Source organism: Citrobacter sp. S39 (assembly GCF_009495675.1).
Taxonomy (GTDB): Bacteria; Pseudomonadota; Gammaproteobacteria; order Enterobacterales; family Enterobacteriaceae; genus Citrobacter; species Citrobacter freundii.
This window is the reverse complement of the sequence record NZ_CP045555.1, coordinates 908,614-928,895: the sequence shown is the minus strand read 5'-3', so window position 1 is coordinate 928,895 and position 20,282 is coordinate 908,614. Positions and strand designations below refer to the sequence as shown.

General features: G+C 53.1%; 17 protein-coding genes. 12 read left to right on the top strand and 5 right to left on the bottom strand.

Features of this window, described 5'->3' with window-relative positions; translation table 11 throughout:
• Positions 1 to 36: 36 nt before the first annotated feature.
• The 5 genes from ilvG to ilvA are packed head-to-tail and all read left to right on the top strand — an operon-like array spanning position 37 to position 6,351.
• Complete coding sequence (gene ilvG / locus GFB57_RS04290; RefSeq protein WP_003018020.1) at positions 37 to 1,683, top strand: acetolactate synthase 2 catalytic subunit; 1,647 nt, start codon at positions 37 to 39, stop codon at positions 1,681 to 1,683.
• The gene (ilvM, locus tag GFB57_RS04285) at positions 1,680 to 1,943 is read left to right on the top strand and encodes an acetolactate synthase 2 small subunit (RefSeq protein WP_003018017.1); all 264 of its coding nucleotides are present in this window, start codon (positions 1,680 to 1,682) and stop codon (positions 1,941 to 1,943) included. Before ilvG ends, ilvM begins: the two co-directional genes overlap by 4 nt.
• A 17-nt stretch (positions 1,944 to 1,960) precedes the next feature.
• Positions 1,961 to 2,890 carry a branched-chain amino acid transaminase gene (locus GFB57_RS04280; protein WP_003018014.1) on the top strand — a complete coding sequence of 310 codons (930 nt, stop codon included), beginning with the start codon at positions 1,961 to 1,963 and terminating at the stop codon, positions 2,888 to 2,890.
• A 60-nt stretch (positions 2,891 to 2,950) separates the two neighbouring features.
• Positions 2,951 to 4,801 (top strand): dihydroxy-acid dehydratase, encoded by a 1,851-nt coding sequence (gene ilvD / locus GFB57_RS04275; RefSeq protein WP_003018008.1) that lies wholly within the window; start codon positions 2,951 to 2,953, stop codon positions 4,799 to 4,801.
• Positions 4,802 to 4,806: 5 nt separating this feature from the next.
• The gene (gene ilvA, locus GFB57_RS04270; protein WP_003018007.1) at positions 4,807 to 6,351 is read left to right on the top strand and encodes a threonine ammonia-lyase, biosynthetic; all 1,545 of its coding nucleotides are present in this window, start codon (positions 4,807 to 4,809) and stop codon (positions 6,349 to 6,351) included.
• A gap of 63 nt (positions 6,352 to 6,414) precedes the next feature.
• On the opposite strand, the gene fabV is transcribed toward ilvA, so the two are convergent.
• Both fabV and ilvY read right to left on the bottom strand, forming a co-directional pair.
• Positions 6,415 to 7,608 (bottom strand): enoyl-ACP reductase FabV, encoded by a 1,194-nt coding sequence (gene fabV, locus GFB57_RS04265; protein WP_003018005.1) that lies wholly within the window; start codon positions 7,606 to 7,608, stop codon positions 6,415 to 6,417.
• Positions 7,609 to 7,780: 172 nt separating this feature from the next.
• Entirely contained in the window at positions 7,781 to 8,683 is a 903-nt protein-coding gene (ilvY, locus tag GFB57_RS04260) for an HTH-type transcriptional activator IlvY (RefSeq protein ID WP_003018003.1), read from the bottom strand.
• A gap of 164 nt (positions 8,684 to 8,847) precedes the next feature.
• On the opposite strand from ilvY, the gene ilvC reads away from it, so the two are divergent.
• Positions 8,848 to 10,323, top strand: a complete 1,476-nt coding sequence (gene ilvC, locus GFB57_RS04255) for a ketol-acid reductoisomerase (RefSeq protein ID WP_003018001.1) — start codon at positions 8,848 to 8,850, stop codon at positions 10,321 to 10,323.
• A gap of 119 nt (positions 10,324 to 10,442) precedes the next feature.
• Here ilvC and ppiC read toward each other — a convergent pair whose 3' ends face one another.
• The gene (gene ppiC, locus GFB57_RS04250; protein ID WP_003017999.1) at positions 10,443 to 10,724 is read right to left on the bottom strand and encodes a peptidylprolyl isomerase PpiC; all 282 of its coding nucleotides are present in this window, start codon (positions 10,722 to 10,724) and stop codon (positions 10,443 to 10,445) included.
• An 84-nt stretch (positions 10,725 to 10,808) separates the two neighbouring features.
• Here ppiC and rep point away from each other — a divergent pair, with 84 nt between their 5' ends.
• A complete protein-coding gene (gene rep / locus GFB57_RS04245; RefSeq protein WP_003829018.1) occupies positions 10,809 to 12,830 on the top strand; it encodes a DNA helicase Rep in 2,022 nt (673 codons plus the stop codon).
• Positions 12,831 to 12,877: 47 nt separating this feature from the next.
• On the opposite strand, the gene gppA is transcribed toward rep, so the two are convergent.
• Both gppA and rhlB read right to left on the bottom strand, forming a co-directional pair.
• On the bottom strand, positions 12,878 to 14,359 hold the full coding sequence (gene gppA, locus GFB57_RS04240) for a guanosine-5'-triphosphate,3'-diphosphate diphosphatase (RefSeq protein ID WP_003017996.1): 1,482 nt from the start codon (positions 14,357 to 14,359) through the stop codon (positions 12,878 to 12,880).
• Between the two features lie 136 nt (positions 14,360 to 14,495).
• Entirely contained in the window at positions 14,496 to 15,764 is a 1,269-nt protein-coding gene (gene rhlB, locus GFB57_RS04235) for an ATP-dependent RNA helicase RhlB (protein WP_003017994.1), read from the bottom strand.
• 143 nt (positions 15,765 to 15,907) lie between these two features.
• Here rhlB and trxA point away from each other — a divergent pair, with 143 nt between their 5' ends.
• The 5 genes from trxA to wzzE all read left to right on the top strand — a co-directional run bounded on the left by trxA (position 15,908) and on the right by wzzE (position 20,235).
• Complete coding sequence (gene trxA, locus GFB57_RS04230) at positions 15,908 to 16,237, top strand: thioredoxin TrxA (RefSeq protein WP_001280776.1); 330 nt, start codon at positions 15,908 to 15,910, stop codon at positions 16,235 to 16,237.
• A gap of 130 nt (positions 16,238 to 16,367) precedes the next feature.
• On the top strand, positions 16,368 to 16,487 hold the full coding sequence (locus GFB57_RS04225; protein ID WP_071524464.1) for a rho operon leader peptide: 120 nt from the start codon (positions 16,368 to 16,370) through the stop codon (positions 16,485 to 16,487).
• Positions 16,488 to 16,574: 87 nt separating this feature from the next.
• Positions 16,575 to 17,834 (top strand): transcription termination factor Rho, encoded by a 1,260-nt coding sequence (gene rho, locus GFB57_RS04220; protein WP_002437993.1) that lies wholly within the window; start codon positions 16,575 to 16,577, stop codon positions 17,832 to 17,834.
• 238 nt (positions 17,835 to 18,072) lie between these two features.
• The gene (gene wecA / locus GFB57_RS04215; protein ID WP_003017991.1) at positions 18,073 to 19,176 is read left to right on the top strand and encodes a UDP-N-acetylglucosamine--undecaprenyl-phosphate N-acetylglucosaminephosphotransferase; all 1,104 of its coding nucleotides are present in this window, start codon (positions 18,073 to 18,075) and stop codon (positions 19,174 to 19,176) included.
• 12 nt (positions 19,177 to 19,188) lie between these two features.
• The gene (gene wzzE, locus GFB57_RS04210; RefSeq protein ID WP_003017986.1) at positions 19,189 to 20,235 is read left to right on the top strand and encodes an ECA polysaccharide chain length modulation protein; all 1,047 of its coding nucleotides are present in this window, start codon (positions 19,189 to 19,191) and stop codon (positions 20,233 to 20,235) included.
• The last annotated feature ends 47 nt before the right edge of the window (positions 20,236 to 20,282 follow it).

The following is a 20,282-nucleotide window of genomic DNA, read 5'->3' as shown; positions in this document are numbered from 1 at the left end:
ATTCTGTTTCTCAAGATTTCCGGCGGGGATGTAACTATGAATGGGGCACAGTGGGTGGTACATGCGTTGCGTGCACAAGGGGTTCAAACCGTCTTTGGTTATCCTGGTGGCGCAATTATGCCGGTTTACGATGCGTTATATGACGGCGGCGTAGAACACCTGTTGTGCCGACACGAGCAGGGCGCGGCAATGGCAGCAATTGGCTATGCCCGTGCGACCGGTAAAACCGGCGTGTGTATCGCCACTTCCGGGCCTGGTGCTACCAACCTGATCACGGGCCTTGCTGATGCGCTGTTAGATTCAGTTCCTGTGGTGGCGATCACCGGCCAGGTGGCATCACCTTTCATCGGAACGGATGCGTTCCAGGAAGTGGACGTTCTGGGTATGTCTCTGTCCTGCACCAAACACAGTTTCCTGGTGCAGTCACTGGAAGAGCTGCCGCGCATCATGGCTGAAGCTTTCGCTGTAGCGAATTCCGGTCGTCCGGGGCCGGTTCTGGTTGATATCCCGAAAGACATCCAATTGGCCAGCGGTACGCTGGAGCCGTATTTTACGACAGTCAAAAACGTAGAGGTTTTCCCGCACGCTGACGTTGAGCAGGCGCGTAAAATGCTGGCACAAGCGCAGAAACCTATCCTGTACGTAGGTGGTGGCGTTGGTATGGCGCAGGCGGTCCCGGCCCTGCGTGAATTTATCGCGGTAACCCAAATGCCGGTCGCCTGCACGTTGAAGGGGCTGGGCGCAGTAGAGGCTGACTACCCATACTATTTGGGTATGTTGGGAATGCACGGCACTAAAGCGGCAAATTTCGCGGTGCAAGAATGTGATTTACTGATTGCAGTGGGCGCGCGTTTTGATGACCGGGTGACCGGCAAGCTGAATACCTTCGCACCAAACGCCAGCGTGATCCACATGGATATCGACCCTGCGGAAATGAACAAGCTGCGCCAGGCGCACGTAGCATTGCAGGGTGATTTAAATTCTCTGCTGCCGGCATTGCAGCAATCGCTGAAGATTGACGCATGGCGTCAGCATAGTGCTGAACTGCGCACAGAGCATACCTGGCGCTATGATCATCCCGGTGAGGCTATCTACGCACCACTGTTGTTGAAGCAGTTGTCCGATCGCAAACCCGTGGACAGCGTAGTGACAACGGATGTTGGCCAGCATCAGATGTGGTCGGCGCAGCATATGACCTACACCCGCCCGGAAAATTTTATCACCTCGAGCGGCCTGGGTACGATGGGCTTTGGCTTGCCAGCAGCGGTTGGCGCGCAGGTTGCTCGCCCGAACGATACGGTAATCTGTATCTCCGGTGACGGTTCCTTCATGATGAATGTACAGGAGCTCGGCACCGTAAAACGCAAGCAGTTGCCGCTGAAGATAGTTTTACTCGACAACCAGCGGTTAGGCATGGTGCGACAATGGCAGCAGCTGTTTTTCCAGGAACGTTATAGCGAAACCACCCTTACCGATAACCCCGATTTCCTCATGTTGGCCAGCGCCTTCGGCATACCAGGTCAACACATCACCCGTAAAGACCAGGTTGAAGCGGCACTCGACACCATGCTGAACAGCGAGGGGCCATACCTGCTTCATGTCTCAATCGACGAACTTGAGAATGTCTGGCCTCTGGTACCGCCAGGTGCCAGTAACTCAGAAATGCTGGAGAAATTATCATGATGCAACATCAGGTCGCCGTTGAGGCTCGGTTCAATCCGGAAACGTTAGAACGTGTTTTACGCGTGGTACGCCATCGCGGTTTTCAGGTGTGCTCCATGAATATGGAAGCTGCCAGCGATGCGCAGAATATAAATATCGAATTGACCGTTGCCAGCCCCCGGTCGGTCGACTTACTGTTTAGTCAGTTAAGTAAACTGGTAGACGTTGCACATGTTGCTATCTGCCAGAGCACAACCACATCACAACAAATCCGCGCCTGAGCGCAAAAGGAAGAAAAATGACGACGAAAAAAGCTGATTACATTTGGTCTAATGGCGAGATGATTCGTTGGGAAGACGCTAAGGTTCACGTGATGTCCCACGCGCTGCACTACGGTACTTCTGTATTTGAAGGCATCCGTTGCTACGATTCTCACAAAGGGCCGGTGGTGTTCCGTCATCGTGAACATATGCAGCGTCTGCGTGATTCAGCCAAGATCTATCGTTTTCCGGTTTCTCAGAGCGTTGATGAGCTGATGGAAGCTTGCCGTGAGGTGATTCGTAAAAACAATCTGACCAGCGCCTATATCCGTCCGCTGGTGTTTGTTGGCGACGTGGGGATGGGCGTTAACCCGCCAGCGGGATACACCACTGACGTGATCATCGCTGCGTTCCCGTGGGGCGCTTACCTTGGTGCTGAAGCGCTGGAACAGGGGATCGACGCGATGGTTTCTTCCTGGAACCGCGTTGCGCCGAACACCATCCCTACAGCGGCTAAAGCGGGCGGTAACTATCTGTCTTCGCTGCTGGTGGGTAGTGAAGCGCGTCGTCATGGCTATCAGGAAGGTATTGCGCTGGATGTGAATGGTTACATCTCTGAAGGCGCGGGTGAAAACCTGTTTGAAGTAAAAGACGGCATTCTGTTTACCCCGCCGTTTACCTCTTCTGCACTGCCGGGTATCACCCGTGACGCGATCATTAAGCTGGCGAAAGATCTCGATATCGAAGTGCGTGAGCAGGTGCTGTCCCGTGAATCGCTGTACCTGGCCGACGAAGTGTTCATGTCCGGTACCGCGGCCGAAATCACCCCAGTACGTAGCGTCGATGGTATCCAGGTGGGCGAAGGCCGCTGTGGTCCGGTCACCAAACGCATCCAGCAGGCCTTCTTTGGCCTCTTTACCGGTGAAACGGAAGATAAATACGGCTGGTTGGATCAGGTTAATCAATAAACATAAATTTGGGACGGCACGCACCGTCCCAATTATTAGACAGACGGGAGTTAATCAAGCATGCCTAAGTATCGTTCTGCTACCACCACCCACGGCCGCAATATGGCGGGTGCCCGCGCACTGTGGCGCGCCACCGGGATGACCGATGATGATTTCGGTAAACCGATTATCGCTGTGGTGAACTCTTTTACCCAGTTTGTGCCGGGTCACGTCCACCTGCGCGATCTCGGTAAACTGGTTGCCGAACAAATCGAAGCCTCAGGCGGCGTGGCGAAAGAGTTCAACACCATTGCTGTGGATGATGGTATCGCCATGGGGCACGGTGGCATGCTGTATTCACTGCCGTCGCGCGAGCTGATCGCCGATTCAGTGGAGTACATGGTTAACGCCCACTGCGCCGATGCGATGGTCTGTATCTCTAACTGCGACAAAATCACCCCTGGGATGTTAATGGCCTCTTTGCGCCTGAATATTCCGGTGATCTTTGTTTCCGGCGGTCCGATGGAAGCCGGGAAAACCAAGCTCTCTGACCAAATCATCAAGCTCGACCTGGTTGATGCGATGATTCAGGGCGCTGACCCGAAAGTCTCCGACTCACAAAGCGAGCAGGTTGAACGTTCCGCCTGTCCAACCTGCGGCTCCTGTTCCGGCATGTTCACCGCCAACTCGATGAACTGCCTGACCGAAGCGCTGGGCCTGTCGCAGCCGGGTAACGGTTCGCTGTTGGCGACTCACGCCGACCGTAAAACGCTGTTCCTTAACGCGGGTAAACGCATCGTCGAGCTGACCAAACGCTATTACGAGCAGGATGATGCCTCCGCCCTGCCGCGCAACATTGCCAGCAAGGCGGCGTTTGAGAATGCCATGACGTTGGATATCGCCATGGGCGGCTCCACCAACACCGTTCTGCACCTGCTGGCGGCAGCGCAGGAAGCGGAAATCGACTTCACCATGAGTGATATCGACAAGCTGTCCCGCAAAGTCCCACAACTGTGTAAAGTGGCGCCGAGCACGCAGAAATACCATATGGAAGACGTGCACCGCGCAGGCGGCGTACTGGGTATTTTAGGCGAACTGGATCGTGCCGGACTGCTGAACCGCGACGTGAAAAATGTGCTGGGTCTGACTCTGCCGCAAACGCTTGATCGGTATGACGTGATGTTGACCAAAGACGACGCGGTGAAAAAAATGTTCCGCGCCGGACCGGCGGGCATCCGTACCACCCAGGCGTTCTCGCAGGACTGCCGTTGGGATACGCTGGATGACGACCGCGCTGAAGGCTGCATCCGCTCGCTGGAACATGCTTACAGCAAAGATGGCGGTCTGGCAGTCCTGTACGGTAACTTTGCGGAAAACGGCTGTATCGTAAAAACTGCAGGCGTGGATGACAGTATCCTGAAATTCACCGGCCCGGCAAAAGTGTATGAAAGCCAGGACGATGCGGTTGAAGCAATCCTCGGCGGTAAAGTGGTGGCTGGCGACGTGGTTGTCATTCGCTACGAAGGGCCGAAAGGCGGGCCAGGCATGCAGGAAATGCTCTACCCAACCACCTTCCTGAAATCGATGGGCCTCGGCAAGGCTTGTGCGCTGATTACCGATGGTCGTTTCTCCGGCGGTACTTCGGGGCTTTCCATCGGTCACGTTTCCCCGGAAGCGGCCAGCGGCGGTAATATCGCGATTATCGAAGATGGTGACATGATTGCCATCGATATCCCGAATCGTGGCATTCAACTGCAACTGAGTGATGCGGAAATCGCAGCGCGCCGTGAAGCGCAGGAAGCTCGCGGTGACAAAGCCTGGACGCCAAAATATCGTCAACGTCAGGTCTCCTTTGCACTGCGCGCCTATGCCAGCCTGGCAACCAGTGCCGACAAAGGTGCGGTGCGCGATAAGTCGAAGCTCGGGGGATAATGACCATGGCGGATTCACAACCTCTATCCGGTGCTCCTGAGGGCGCTGAATATCTCAGAGCGGTACTGCGTGCGCCGGTATACGAAGCGGCACAGGTAACGCCGCTACAGAAAATGGAAAAGCTCTCTTCGCGCCTCGATAACGTCATTCTGGTGAAGCGCGAAGACCGTCAACCCGTTCATAGCTTCAAGCTACGCGGTGCCTATGCCATGATGGCGGGCTTGACCGAAGAGCAAAAAGCGCATGGGGTCATTACCGCATCGGCGGGTAATCATGCTCAGGGTGTCGCGTTCTCTTCTGCGCGATTAGGCGTGAAGGCGCTGATTGTCATGCCAACGGCTACCGCCGATATCAAAGTCGATGCCGTTCGCGGCTTCGGCGGAGAAGTGCTGTTGCACGGCGCGAATTTTGATGAAGCCAAAGCCAAAGCGATTGAACTGTCACAGCAGCAGGGTTTTACCTGGGTTCCACCGTTTGATCATCCGATGGTGATTGCCGGGCAGGGCACGCTGGCGCTGGAGCTGCTCCAGCAGGACGCTCATCTCGATCGCGTATTCGTGCCTGTTGGTGGTGGCGGATTAGCGGCAGGTGTTGCGGTGCTGATTAAACAGCTGATGCCGCAAATCAAAGTGATTGCCGTGGAAGCGGAAGATTCGGCCTGCCTGAAGGCGGCGCTGGATGCCGGTCATCCGGTGGATCTGCCGCGTGTGGGTCTCTTTGCCGAAGGCGTAGCGGTGAAACGTATTGGCGATGAAACCTTCCGTCTGTGCCAGGAATATCTCGACGATATTATCACTGTCGATAGCGATGCTATTTGTGCGGCAATGAAAGACCTGTTCGAGGATGTACGTGCGGTGGCTGAGCCTTCCGGGGCGCTGGCGCTGGCGGGGATGAAAAAATACATCGCCCAGCATAATATTCGCGGCGAGCGTCTGGCGCATGTTCTTTCCGGCGCTAACGTTAACTTCCACGGCCTGCGCTACGTTTCCGAACGTTGCGAGCTGGGGGAACAACGTGAAGCCCTGCTGGCGGTGACCATCCCGGAAGAGAAGGGAAGTTTCCTGAAGTTCTGCCAGCTGTTGGGTGGCCGTTCGGTAACGGAGTTTAACTACCGCTTTGCCGATGCGAAAGACGCCTGCATTTTTGTCGGTGTACGCCTGAGCCGTGGGCTGGAAGAGCGTAAGGAAATCCTGCAACTGCTCAACGAGGGCGGCTACAGCGTGGTGGATCTGTCTGATGACGAGATGGCGAAGCTACACGTGCGCTATATGGTCGGTGGACGTCCGTCGAAACCCTTACAGGAACGTCTCTACAGCTTCGAATTTCCTGAATCGCCGGGGGCGTTGCTCAAATTTCTGCATACCCTGGGGACGCACTGGAATATTTCATTGTTCCACTATCGCAGTCACGGTACCGACTATGGTCGCGTACTGGCGGCGTTTGAGTTGGGTGAACACGAGCCTGATTTCGAAACGCGGCTAAATGAACTGGGTTATGACTGTCACGATGAAACACATAACCCGGCGTTCAGGTTCTTCCTGGCGGGTTAACAACAGCCATTAAAAAAGGGTTCATGTAAAAACATGAACCCTTTTTGCTATTGTATCAGCAGATTACAGCGTGATAACGTCGAATTCGACTTCGGTGTTCACGTCAGCGTCGTAGTCCACGCCGTCGAGGCCAAAACCGAACAGGTTCAGGAATTCCTGCTTGTAGCCTGCATAATCGGTTTCTTGCGCCAGGTTTTCGGTGGTGATCAGCGGCCACAGGTCGCGACATGCCTGCTGAATGTCATCACGCAGTTCCCAGTCATCCATACGGATACGCTGGTTGTCATCAAGCGCCACTTTGTCACCGTACAGGCTGGTGGTCATCAGACGGTTGATTTGCTCGATACAACCTTCATGAATCCCCTGTGCTTTCATCAGCTTGAAGACCATGGAGATGTACAGCGGCATCACTGGAATGGCGGAAGACGCCTGAGTGATAACGGATTTCAGTACGGCAACGTTCGCGGAACCGTTCAGCGGAGCCAGCTGGTTACGCAGTTCGCCCGCGGCGCGATCAAGGTCTTCTTTCGCTTTGCCCAGCGCGCCGTGCCAGTAGATTGGCCAGGTCAGGTCGGTACCGATGTAGGAGTAGGCTACGGTTTTCACTCCGTCAGCCAGCACGCCCGCTTCGCTCAGCGCGCCCATCCACAGTTCCCAGTCCTCGCCGCCCATTACGGTAACGGTGTTCTGCACTTCTTCTTCGGTTGCCGGCTCAATGCTGGCGGTGATGATCTGATCTTTGTTGGTATCGATCGCTTTAGAAGTGTAAACCTCACCGATTGGCTTCAGCGCAGAACGGACGATTTCACCGGTTTTCGGCATTTTACGCACTGGGGAAGCCAGTGAATAAACGACCAGGTCAATCTGACCCAGGTCTTCTTTTATCAGTTTGATCACTTCATCACGGCATTCGTCAGAGAACGCATCGCCGTTGATGCTTTTGGCGAACAGACCTTCACGCTTAGCGGCTTCATCGAAGGCGGCAGAGTTATACCAGCCTGCGGAACCCGGTTTGGTATCCGTGCCCGGTTTTTCGAAAAATACGCCGATAGTGGCGGCTCCGCTGCCAAAGGCGGCAGAAATTCTGGAAGCCAGACCGTAACCGGTGGAAGCACCGATCACCAGCACGCGGGACGGGCCGTTCTCGATTTTCCCGTTCTGCTTAACATACTCGATCTGCTTTTCCACGTTGACTTTGCAGCCAGTCGGATGGGTCGTTGTACAGATGAATCCACGAATTTTTGGTTTGATTATCATAATGATGGCTAATTAAGTTTGTATTTTCGCTGTCAAGTGCGCAATGACACCGTCTGTTCTGGCCTGCTTAACGCGATGGTTAACAAGCCCCCCACTACAATGGATCACGACATTATACAGAAAAGGAGCGCCAATACTGAATCTACCACTGATTTTAGGCCTGACGCTGGCGCTAGTCGGCAGATTTACGTTCCAGAACAATCTTCCAGAACGCGTCGATCAGCGGTTCATGCAGCCGCTTTTTCGGCGCGCAGACGCCGAGCTCGAACGGCGTTTTCTCGTCGCTGCGTTCTAAAATCATCACGCGGTTACGTACCGGCTCTGGGCTGTTTTCCAGCACCACTTCCGGCAGCAGCGCCACGCCGCAGCCCAGCGCCACCATTGAGACCATCGCTTCATGACCGCCTACCGTAGCGTAAATCGATGGGTTGCTGATTTTGTGACGGCGGAACCACAGCTCAATGCGGCGGCGGACCGGCCCCTGGTCGGCCATGATAAACGGCACCGTCGACCAGTCGGGTTTCTCGACGGAAACCTGATTACGCACCGGGCAGGGCAGCGCCGGGGCGATCAGCACCACCGTCAGATTCTCCAGCATCGAGAACGCTACCGCGCCGGGCAGTGTCTCGGGCTTACCGGCAATCGCCAGATCGGCTTCACCAGTGACCACTTTGTCCATCGCATCGGCGGCATCGCCGGTGGTGAGCTTGATTTCAACCGACGGGTGTTCAGCGCGGAAGCGATCAAGTATCGGTGGCAGGTGGCTGTACGCGGCGGTGACGGAGCAGAAGATATGTAACTCGCCTGACAGTGACGGTCCTTGCTGATCGAGGGTGTGGCGCAACTGCTGGTATTGCAGCAGCGTCTGCTGGGCGAATACGCGCAGCTCTTCGCCCGCTTCGGTCAGCGTGACCGTACGGTTATCGCGCACAAACAGCGGCTGGCCGAGATCTTCTTCCAGGCGCTGAATCTGGCGCGAAAGCGTGGAGGGGCTGACGTGCATTGCCCGTGCGCTGCGGCCAAAGTGGCGACTTTCAGCCAAATGCAGGAACATTTTCAGATCGCGTAAATCCACAGACGAGCCTCCGATTTTCTACGTTGCATAAATTGCAACGTGATGTTGTGAATATATCAATTTCCGCAATAAATTTCCTGTTGTAATGTGGATTCAATCTCGCAAATACAAATCTGCGAACCGAATAATAAGCACCACAACACAACATCACGGAGTACACCATCATGGCTAACTACTTTAATACACTGAACCTGCGCCAGCAGCTGGCACAGCTGGGTAAATGTCGCTTTATGGGCCGCGACGAATTCGCCGATGGTGCGAGCTACCTTCAGGGTAAAAAAGTGGTCATCGTCGGCTGTGGCGCTCAGGGTCTGAACCAGGGCCTGAACATGCGTGACTCCGGTCTGGATATCTCCTACGCACTGCGTAAAGAAGCCATTGCTGAGAAGCGTGCTTCCTGGCGTAAAGCGACCGAAAACGGCTTCAAAGTGGGTACCTACGAAGAGCTGATCCCGCAGGCTGACCTGGTGGTTAACCTGACGCCAGACAAGCAGCACTCCGACGTTGTACGTTCGGTACAACCGCTGATGAAAGATGGCGCGGCGCTGGGCTATTCACACGGCTTCAACATCGTCGAAGTGGGCGAGCAGATCCGTAAAGACATCACCGTTGTGATGGTGGCACCGAAGTGCCCGGGTACTGAAGTTCGTGAAGAGTACAAACGTGGCTTCGGTGTACCGACCCTGATCGCCGTTCACCCGGAAAACGATCCGAAAGGCGAAGGTATGGCGATTGCTAAAGCCTGGGCTGCGGCCACCGGCGGTCACCGTGCGGGCGTGCTGGAGTCCTCCTTCGTTGCGGAAGTGAAATCTGATCTGATGGGTGAGCAGACTATCCTGTGCGGTATGCTGCAAGCCGGTTCTCTGCTGTGCTTCGATAAGCTGGTGGAAGAAGGTACTGACCCGGCATATGCTGAAAAACTGATTCAGTTCGGCTGGGAAACCATCACCGAAGCGCTGAAGCAGGGCGGCATCACCCTGATGATGGACCGTCTGTCTAACCCGGCGAAACTGCGTGCTTATGCGCTGTCCGAACAGCTGAAAGAGATTATGGCGCCGCTGTTCCAGAAACACATGGACGACATCATTTCCGGCGAATTCTCTTCCGGCATGATGGCTGACTGGGCTAACGACGATAAGAAACTGCTGACCTGGCGTGAAGAGACCGGTAAAACCGCGTTCGAAACCGCCCCGCAGTTTGAAGGTAAAATCGGTGAGCAGGAGTACTTCGATAAAGGCGTTCTGATGATTGCGATGGTGAAAGCGGGCGTTGAGCTGGCGTTCGAAACCATGGTGGATTCCGGCATCATCGAAGAATCTGCGTACTACGAATCACTGCACGAGCTGCCGCTGATCGCGAATACCATCGCCCGTAAGCGTCTGTACGAAATGAACGTGGTTATCTCCGATACCGCAGAATACGGCAACTACCTGTTCTCTTACGCTTGCGTACCGCTGCTGAAAGAGTTCATGACCACCCTGCAGACCGGCGACCTGGGCAAAGCGATTGCCGAAGGTGCGGTAGACAACGCGCAGCTGCGCGACGTGAACGAAGCAATCCGTAGCCACGCTATCGAGCAGGTTGGTAAGAAACTGCGCGGTTACATGACCGATATGAAACGCATTGCCGTTGCTGGCTAAATAGGATGTCGGGTGGCGCTTGCGCTTACCCGACCTACGCACAGCAGATGTAAGCCGGATAAGGCGTAGCCGCCATCCGGCAAAAAAATCCCGGTGCCTGAACGCTCCGGGATTTTTTATTAGTTACGGTACAGCACCTTAATGATGTGATAACCGAACTGGGTATGCAGCGGGCCGGTCGGCTCCAGCACCGGGCAGGAGAAGACGACTTTATCGAACGCCGGAACCATCTGGCCCTGACGGAATTCACCTAAATCACCGCCGCGTTTGCCTGATGGGCAGATAGAGTGTTTCTTCGCCAGTTTGCCGAAGTCTGCGCCGTTTTTAATCTGTTCCAGAAGATCCAGTGCCAGTTTCTCTTCTTTAACAAGGATATGCACTGCTGCTGCTGTTTTTGCCATGATCGTGCCTTGAGTGGGGTGGTTAAGGCTGGCTATACTACCACGCTGTTATTCTCCCCTCCCGACTTTCATGAGTGACCCTTTATGCGTTTGAACCCCGGACAACAACAAGCCGTCGAATTCGTCACCGGACCTTGCCTGGTGCTGGCGGGAGCGGGTTCCGGCAAGACGCGTGTTATCACCAACAAAATCGCCCATCTGATCCGTGAATGTGGTTATCAGGCACGCCATATTGCAGCCGTGACCTTTACCAATAAGGCTGCGCGCGAGATGAAAGAGCGCGTGGCGCAAACGCTGGGTCGTAAAGAGGCGCGTGGGTTGATGATCTCCACCTTCCACACCCTGGGACTGGATATCATTAAGCGTGAATATGCGGCGCTGGGGATGAAGTCTAACTTCTCGTTGTTTGACGATACTGACCAGGTGGCCTTGCTCAAGGAACTGACCGAAGGGCTAATCGAAGACGATAAGCTTATCCTCCAGCAGTTGATCTCGACGATCTCCAACTGGAAAAACGATCTGATGACTCCGGCACAGGCGGCAGCCAGCGCCAAGGGCGAGCGCGATCGTATTTTTGCCCACTGCTATGGTCTGTATGACGCGCATATGAAGGCGTGTAACGTCCTCGATTTTGACGATCTGATCCTGCTTCCCACGCTGCTGCTACAGCGCAATGAAGAAGTGCGTGAGCGCTGGCAAAACAGAATCCGCTACCTGCTGGTGGATGAATATCAGGATACCAACACCAGCCAGTACGAGCTGGTGAAGTTGCTGGTAGGTAAACGCGCGCGCTTTACCGTCGTGGGCGATGACGATCAGTCGATCTACTCCTGGCGCGGCGCCCGTCCACAGAACCTGGTACTGTTAAGCAAAGATTTTCCGGCTTTGCAGGTGGTGAAGCTGGAGCAAAACTACCGTTCATCAGGTCGCATCCTGAAGGCGGCGAACATCCTTATTGCGAACAATCCACACGTCTTTGAAAAGCGACTCTTTTCCGAGTTGGGTTACGGTGCTGAACTGAAGGTACTGAGTGCCAATAATGAAGAGCACGAAGCGGAACGCGTGACCGGGGAATTAATTGCCCATCATTTTGTGAACAAGACGCAGTATAAAGACTACGCCATCCTGTATCGCGGTAATCATCAGTCGCGCGTGTTCGAAAAGTTTCTAATGCAGAACCGTATCCCGTACAAAATTTCCGGCGGAACGTCGTTCTTCTCGCGTCCGGAGATTAAAGATCTGCTGGCTTATCTGCGCGTGCTGAGCAACCCGGATGACGATAGCGCATTTTTGCGGATCGTAAACACGCCAAAACGTGAAATCGGCCCGGCCACGCTGCAAAAGTTGGGGGAATGGGCGATGACACGTAATAAAAGCCTGTTTACCGCCAGCTTTGATATGGGGCTTAGCCAGACACTAACCGGGCGCGGGTATGATTCTCTGACTCGCTTTACGCACTGGCTGGGGGAAATTCAGCGTCTGGCGGAGCGTGAGCCGGTTGCCGCTGTGCGCGATCTTATCCACGGTATTGATTACGAATCCTGGCTGTATGAAACCTCGCCGAGTCCGAAAGCGGCTGAAATGCGTATGAAAAACGTCAATACGCTGTTCAGTTGGATGACGGAGATGCTGGAAGGCAGTGAGCTGGAAGAGCCAATGACCCTGACCCAGGTTGTTACCCGCTTTACCCTACGCGACATGATGGAACGTGGAGAGAGTGAAGAAGAGCTGGATCAGGTGCAATTAATGACACTGCATGCCTCAAAAGGGCTGGAGTTCCCATACGTGTTTATGGTGGGAATGGAAGAAGGATTTTTGCCGCACCAGAGCAGTATCGATGAAGACAATATCGACGAAGAACGTCGTCTGGCTTATGTAGGGATTACGCGTGCACAAAAAGAGCTCATCTTCACGCTATGTAAAGAGCGTCGTCAGTACGGTGAGCTGGTGCGTCCGGAACCGAGTCGTTTCCTTCTGGAGCTGCCACAGGATGACGTTATCTGGGAGCAAGAGCGAAAAGTGGTGAGCGCAGAGGAACGGATGCAAAAAGGTCAGGCCAGCATCGCTAATATTCGGGCAATGATGGCGAAAGCTAAAGCGAAGTAGGTATTTTATGGGCCGGATATGTGTAAGCACTATCCGGCAACCAACATCTAATGAACGTCCAGCGGCCAATGGACATAGCTTTGCCACTGGCTTTCCTGATCGATTAACTCTTTACCCAGCGGATGATGTTCCAGCCAGCCTTCTGGTAGAGTGACCGTCAGGTGCTCGTTTCTTGCATCCAATTGAATTTCCGGCACAAGATCGTCACGGCGACGACTGGCGAAGATGATCGCCAGGCGTAGCAAACGACAAAGATGCTCCGCGATGCGCGGTGGCACTGCGTTTTGCTGGTGGAGCGAAGAGAGATCGACGGGATTGGTCTGGTTGAGTAACAGCGTCGCTAGCAGTTTCTTTTGCGCAGGGGTAAAACCCGGGAGATCGAGATTGCGCACCAGATAAGCGGCATGCTGTGGTGCCTGTTTAAAATCAACGCTTAGGCCAATTTCATGCAGCTGACAGGCACTAATCAGTAATTCGCGGCTAATCGGTTCAAGATGCCACTTTTTTTCTACCTGATCGAGAAATTTAGTCGCTAAATTGGCAACGCGATGTGCTTGCTCTGTATCGACCATAAAGCGACGCTGGATATTGCGTAATGTGCGGCTTCGAATATCCTGATCCACCGCCAGATGCAGCATACCGTAGACCAGACCTTCACGTAATGCGCCGCCGGCCAGGGTCATGCATTGAATGTTCAGTTCGGTGAAAATAGCAATCAGAATGGCCAGCCCGCTGGGGAAAACCAGCGCACGTTCCAGCGTTAACCCTTCGATTTCCAGCTCTTCCAGACGACCGCAGTGAATGGCGCGCTGCTTAAGCTGCTGAAGTTTGGCCAGCGTAATGCGCTCATCCATGCCCTGCGCCATCATGATTTCCTGCAACGCCTGGACGGTGCCAGAGGCACCAACGCAAACTTTCCAGCCATGAAAACGCAGTTTGTCGGCGACCGGGCGCAGAACTTCGCGAGCCGCTTTCTCGGCCTCGTCAAAGTTTTCCTGTGCCAGATTACGATCGGTAAAATAGCGTTCGAGCCAGGTGACGCAGCCCATTGACAGGCTGAACAGGGAAGTGGTTTGCGCGCCAGAACCGGTAACCAACTCTGTGCTGGCCCCGCCAATGTCGACGACCAGACGCTGATCTGCGCCGCCGGTAGTGTGGGCCACACCTTGATAAATCAGGCGCGCTTCTTCTTCACCGCTAATCACCTGGACAGGGCAGCCGAGGATCTCTTGCGCTTTAGCAATAAACACATCGGCATTTACGGCGATGCGTAATGTTGCCGTGGCGACCACGCGGATTTGTGGATGCGGGATATCCTGCAGACGTTCTGCAAACAGGCGCAAACATTGCCAGCCGCGCTCCATTGCTTCAACAGAGAGCTCGTTGTCACCGTTGAGTCCAGCAGCCAGACGCACTTTGCGTTTGATACGAGTGAGCGTCTGGATGCTTCCTGCCACCTCGCGTACAACCAGCATATGAAAACTATTTGATCCGAGATCGATTGCCGCATACAGCGAAGTAGAATTCATACACTTCATCCTTCAACCTGTATCTGTGTTGGCTGCGTTCTCTCACCCGAATCACTTACTAAAGTAGGTTCATCAGGATTCGTTTTCTTGCCGCCTTGATACAGGCTGAATGATTTTGTGTATGGCATAACTTTTTTTAACCTGAACGACGACGATTACGCGGAGCACCACCGGTACGGCGTGGGCCATTGCCTGTGCGCGGGCGCGTTAAGCGCAAAGGCTTCGGCAGATCGGTCATCAGCGCATCCGGGTTATATTTGCTGACCGGAATCGAGTGGCCGATATAGGTCTCGATTGCGGGTAAATTTAGCGCGTACTCTTCACAAGCGAGGCTGATAGAGTGACCGCTTGCGCCAGCACGACCGGTACGACCGATACGGTGAACGTAATCTTCACAGTCATCCGGCAGGTCATAGTTAAATACGTGCGTTACGGCTGGGATATGCAGACCACGTGCAGCAACATCCGTCGCAACGAGAATGTCGATATCGCCACGGGTGAATTCATCAAGGATTCGCAGACGTTTTTTCTGCGCCACGTCACCGGTCAGCAGACCGACACGATGGCCGTCTGCAGCAAGGCTGCCCCAGATATCTTCACAACGATGCTTGGTGTTAGCAAAAACAATGGCGCGATCTGGCCACTCTTCTTCAATCAGCGTTTGCAGCAAACGCATTTTCTCTTCGTTGGAGGGGTAGAAGAGCTCTTCTTTAATGCGATGGCCAGTTTTCTGTTCCGGTTCGACTTCAACGTACTCAGCGTTATTCATTTGTTCGAACGCCAGTTCGCGAACGCGATAAGAGAGGGTTGCAGAAAACAGCATATTCAGACGTTGGGTGGTTGGCGGCATACGACGGAACAGCCAACGGATATCTTTAATAAAGCCCAGATCGTACATACGATCGGCTTCATCCAGCACCACGACCTGAATCGCGCCCAGATTAATGTGGTTCTGTTTTGCATAGTCGATGAGACGACCGGTCGTGCCGATAAGAATATCGACGCCGCTTTCCAGCACTTTCAGCTGTTTATCGTAACCGTCGCCGCCATACGCCAGGCCTAATTTCAGACCAGTGGTCTGTGCCAGCGGCTCGGCATCGGCGTGGATCTGCACGGCTAACTCACGCGTTGGCGCCATAATTAACGCACGCGGTTGGTTCACCTTGCGATCGGCAATCGCGGGATGAGAGAGAAGATAATGAAACGTTGACGTCAGGAACGCCATCGTTTTTCCGGTACCGGTTTGCGCCTGCCCGGCAACATCACGACCAGCCAGCGTTAGCGGCAGCGCGAGGGCCTGAATGGGCGTACAGTTATGAAAGCCTTTGTTTTCAAGGGCTTCTATCACCTTTGGGTGCAGGGCGAAGTCGGAAAACTTCTGTTCTGTTAAATGTGTTTTGCTCATAGTGTGGTAGAATATCAGCTTACTATTGCTTTACGAAAGCGTATCCGGTGAAATAAAGTCAACCTTTAGTTGGTTAATGCTACATCAACACGTCGTTGATTAATGCTACACCAATGCACCAGGCTTATTCCTGTGGAGTTATTATGAGCGATAAAATTATTCACCTGACTGACGACAGTTTTGACACGGATGTACTCAAAGCGGACGGAGCAATCCTCGTTGATTTCTGGGCAGAGTGGTGCGGTCCGTGCAAAATGATCGCTCCGATTCTGGATGAAATCGCTGACGAATATCAGGGCAAACTGACGGTTGCTAAATTGAACATTGACCAAAACCCAGGCACCGCGCCGAAGTATGGTATCCGTGGCATCCCGACCCTGTTGCTGTTTAAAAACGGCGAAGTTGCGGCGACAAAAGTCGGCGCGCTGTCCAAAGGTCAGTTGAAAGAATTCCTCGACGCTAATTTAGCGTAAGGAAGTCTCATGATCGGGCGACCATACTTCGAAATGATTCGGATGACTGGACGCCCGACTTGAGTCGTGCTAAGTTAGTGTTGACTTCGTATTAAACATACCTTATTAAGTTTGAATCTAGTTATATCCAATACTTCCCGTTGTTTATCGCGCGAGAAGTGGACAGATTCCTGGCTTGTCACTCAATCCGTCTTGTCGTTTCAGTTCTGCGTACTTTCCTGTGACCAGACAGCGAACAGACATGAGTTGATGGCCGTAAACAGGCATGGATGACCCTGCCATACCATTCACAACATTAAGTTCGAGATTTACCCCAAGTTTAAGAACTCACACCATTATGAATCTTACCGAATTAAAGAATACGCCGGTTTCTGAGCTGATCACTCTCGGCGAAAATATGGGCCTTGAAAACCTGGCTCGTATGCGCAAGCAGGACATTATTTTTGCCATCCTGAAGCAGCACGCAAAGAGTGGCGAAGATATCTTTGGTGACGGTGTGCTGGAGATATTGCAGGATGGATTTGGTTTCCTCCGCTCTGCAGACAGCTCCTACCTCGCCGGTCCTGATGACATCTACGTTTCTCCCAGCCAAATCCGCCGTTTCAACCTCCGCACTGGTGATACCATTTCTGGTAAGATTCGCCCGCCGAAAGAAGGTGAACGCTACTTTGCGCTGTTGAAAGTTAACGAAGTTAACTACGACAAACCAGAAAACGCCCGTAACAAAATCCTCTTTGAGAACTTAACGCCGCTGCACGCAAACTCTCGTCTGCGTATGGAGCGTGGTAATGGTTCTACTGAAGATTTAACGGCGCGTGTACTGGATCTGGCATCGCCGATCGGTCGTGGCCAACGTGGTCTGATTGTTGCTCCGCCGAAAGCGGGTAAAACCATGCTGCTGCAGAACATCGCGCAGAGCATTGCATACAATCATCCTGACTGCGTGTTGATGGTGCTGCTGATTGACGAACGTCCGGAAGAAGTTACCGAGATGCAGCGTCTGGTGAAAGGTGAAGTGGTTGCGTCTACCTTTGACGAACCTGCCTCCCGCCACGTTCAGGTTGCGGAAATGGTTATCGAGAAGGCGAAACGTCTGGTTGAACACAAGAAAGACGTTATCATTCTGCTTGACTCCATCACCCGTCTGGCACGTGCATATAACACCGTGGTTCCTGCTTCCGGTAAAGTACTGACCGGTGGTGTGGACGCCAACGCCCTGCATCGTCCGAAGCGTTTCTTTGGTGCTGCACGTAACGTGGAAGAGGGCGGTAGCCTGACCATCATCGCGACTGCGCTGATTGATACCGGCTCTAAAATGGATGAAGTTATCTACGAAGAGTTTAAAGGTACCGGCAACATGGAACTGCATCTCTCCCGTAAGATTGCTGAAAAACGCGTCTTCCCGGCTATCGACTACAACCGTTCTGGTACCCGTAAAGAAGAGCTGCTCACCACCCAGGAAGAGCTGCAGAAAATGTGGATCCTGCGCAAAATCATCCATCCTATGGGTGAAATCGACGCAATGGAATTCCTCATTAACAAACTGGCGATGACCAAGACCAATGACGACTTCTTCGATATGATGAAGCGTTCCTGATTCGGGCATCATCTGAAAACGCCACGTTTTTACGTGGCGTTTTGCTTTTGTGGATGTAATCTTAACGACACAATAATAATAATCCGGTATGACATACCGCCTGGTGACGAAGGGTTGTAATTCGTATTTTGTGGTTAATAATCATACAGAACCACCTGATATGGAGTCGGGTTTCTCTTCTGAATAATCGCCTGGATGGTTATACTTCATATATTGATATTCTCTGAGAGTATGTATAGTGAATTTACTGACAGCAAGTACTGATCTCATCAGTATTTTTTTATTCACAACGCTGTTTCTTTTCTTTGCCCGCAAGGTTGCGAAAAAGATTGGATTGGTGGATAAACCCAACTTCCGTAAACGTCATCAGGGACTGATTCCGCTGGTTGGGGGGATTTCGGTTTACGCAGGCATTTGCTTTACCTTCCTCATCGCCGATTATTATATCCCGCATGCTACTCTCTACCTGGCCTGTGCCGGTGTACTGGTGTTTATCGGTGCCCTGGACGATCGTTTTGATATCAGTGTAAAAATCCGCGCGACCATCCAGGCCCTTATTGGCATCATTATGATGTCAGTGGGCAAACTCTATCTGCTAAGCCTTGGCTATATTTTCGGCCCTTGGGAGATGGTGCTCGGTCCTTTTGGTTATTTCCTGACCCTGTTTGCCGTCTGGGCGGCGATTAACGCCTTCAATATGGTCGATGGGATCGATGGTCTGCTCGGTGGGCTATCCAGCGTCTCATTCGCAGCGATGGGGCTTATTCTGTGGTTCGATGGCCAGACAAGCCTGGCAATCTGGTGTTTTGCCATGATCGCCGCCATTCTGCCTTACATCCTACTGAACCTGGGGATTCTCGGACGCCGCTATAAAGTCTTTATGGGGGATGCAGGAAGTACGTTGATTGGCTTCACGGTGATTTGGATTCTGCTGGAGACTACCCAGGGGCCAACGCATCCTATTAGCCCGGTCACGGCTCTGTGGATTATTGCCATTCCGTTAATGGATATGGTGGCAATTATGTATCGCCGTTTACGTAAAGGCATGAGCCCTTTCTCCCCGGATCGTCAACATATTCACCATTTAATCATGCGCGCCGGGTTTACTTCCCGACAGGCTTTTGTCCTGATTACGCTGGCTGCTGCGATCCTGGCTTCTATCGGCGTGTTGGCTGAATATTCTCGTATTGTCCCGGAATGGGTGATGTTGGTGCTCTTTTTACTGGCGTTTGTCCTGTACGACATCTGTATAAAACGCGCCTGGAAGGTGGCGAGATTTATCAAACGCTGGAAGCGCAAGTTGCGTAGAAACCGTGACAGTAAACCAAACTTAACCAAATAAATTGAGGGTACGATGACACAACCATTACCGGGGGAACATGCCATGAGCGCTGAAAATGAACTGGACATCCGTGGGTTGTTTCGTACTTTGTGGACAGGGAAGGTGTGGATCGTCGGTATGGCTCTCGCCTTCGCGTTAGTCGCTCTCGCCTATACGTTTTTTGCTCGTCAGGAGTGGAGCGCAACGGCGATTTCAGACAGGCCAACGGTTAATATGTTGGGCGGCTATTACTCTCAGCAGCAGTTCTTACGTAACCTGGACATCAAGGCCAGTCTTGCATCAGCGGATCAGCCGTCAGTGATGGATGAAGCCTATAAAGAATTCATCATGCAACTTGCTTCCTGGGATACGCGTCGTGAATTCTGGCAGCAGACTGATTATTACAAGCAACGTATGGTGGGTAACAGCAAAGCCGATGCGGCGATGCTGGATGAACTGATCAATAACATTCAGTTTATGCCTGGCGATGCGGTTCGTAATACCAATGACAGCGTGAAGCTGATTGCCGAGACGGCGCCTGATGCTAACAATCTGCTGCGTCAGTACGTCGCGTTTGCCAGCCAGCGCGCAGCGCGTCATCTGAATGATGAGTTGAAGGGCGCCTGGGCTGCACGCACCGTGCAGATGAAGGCGCAGGTTAAACGTCAGGAGGAAGTGGCGAAATCGATCTTCTCTAGCCGTGTTCACAACATTGAGCAGGCGCTCAAAATTGCGGAACAGCATAATATTTCGCGTACTTCTACGGATGTTCCTGCTGAAGAATTACCCGATTCTGAACTGTTCTTGCTTGGACGTCCTATGCTGCAGGCGCGACTCGAGAACCTGCAATCTGTTGGTCCCGATTTCGATCTGGACTACTTCCAAAACCGAGCCATGCTTAACACACTGAACGTTGGGCCAACTCTGGATCCGCGTTTTCAGACCTATCGTTATTTGCGTACGCCGGAAGAACCGGTAAAACGTGACAGCCCTCGTCGTGCTTTCCTGATGATTATGTGGGGCATCGTTGGGGCTCTGATCGGTGCTGGTGTCGCGTTAACCCGCCGCCGCACGATCTAGCAATATCGTTGCAGTGAGGGGCTGGGCCCTCACTGCCAATCCGAAGA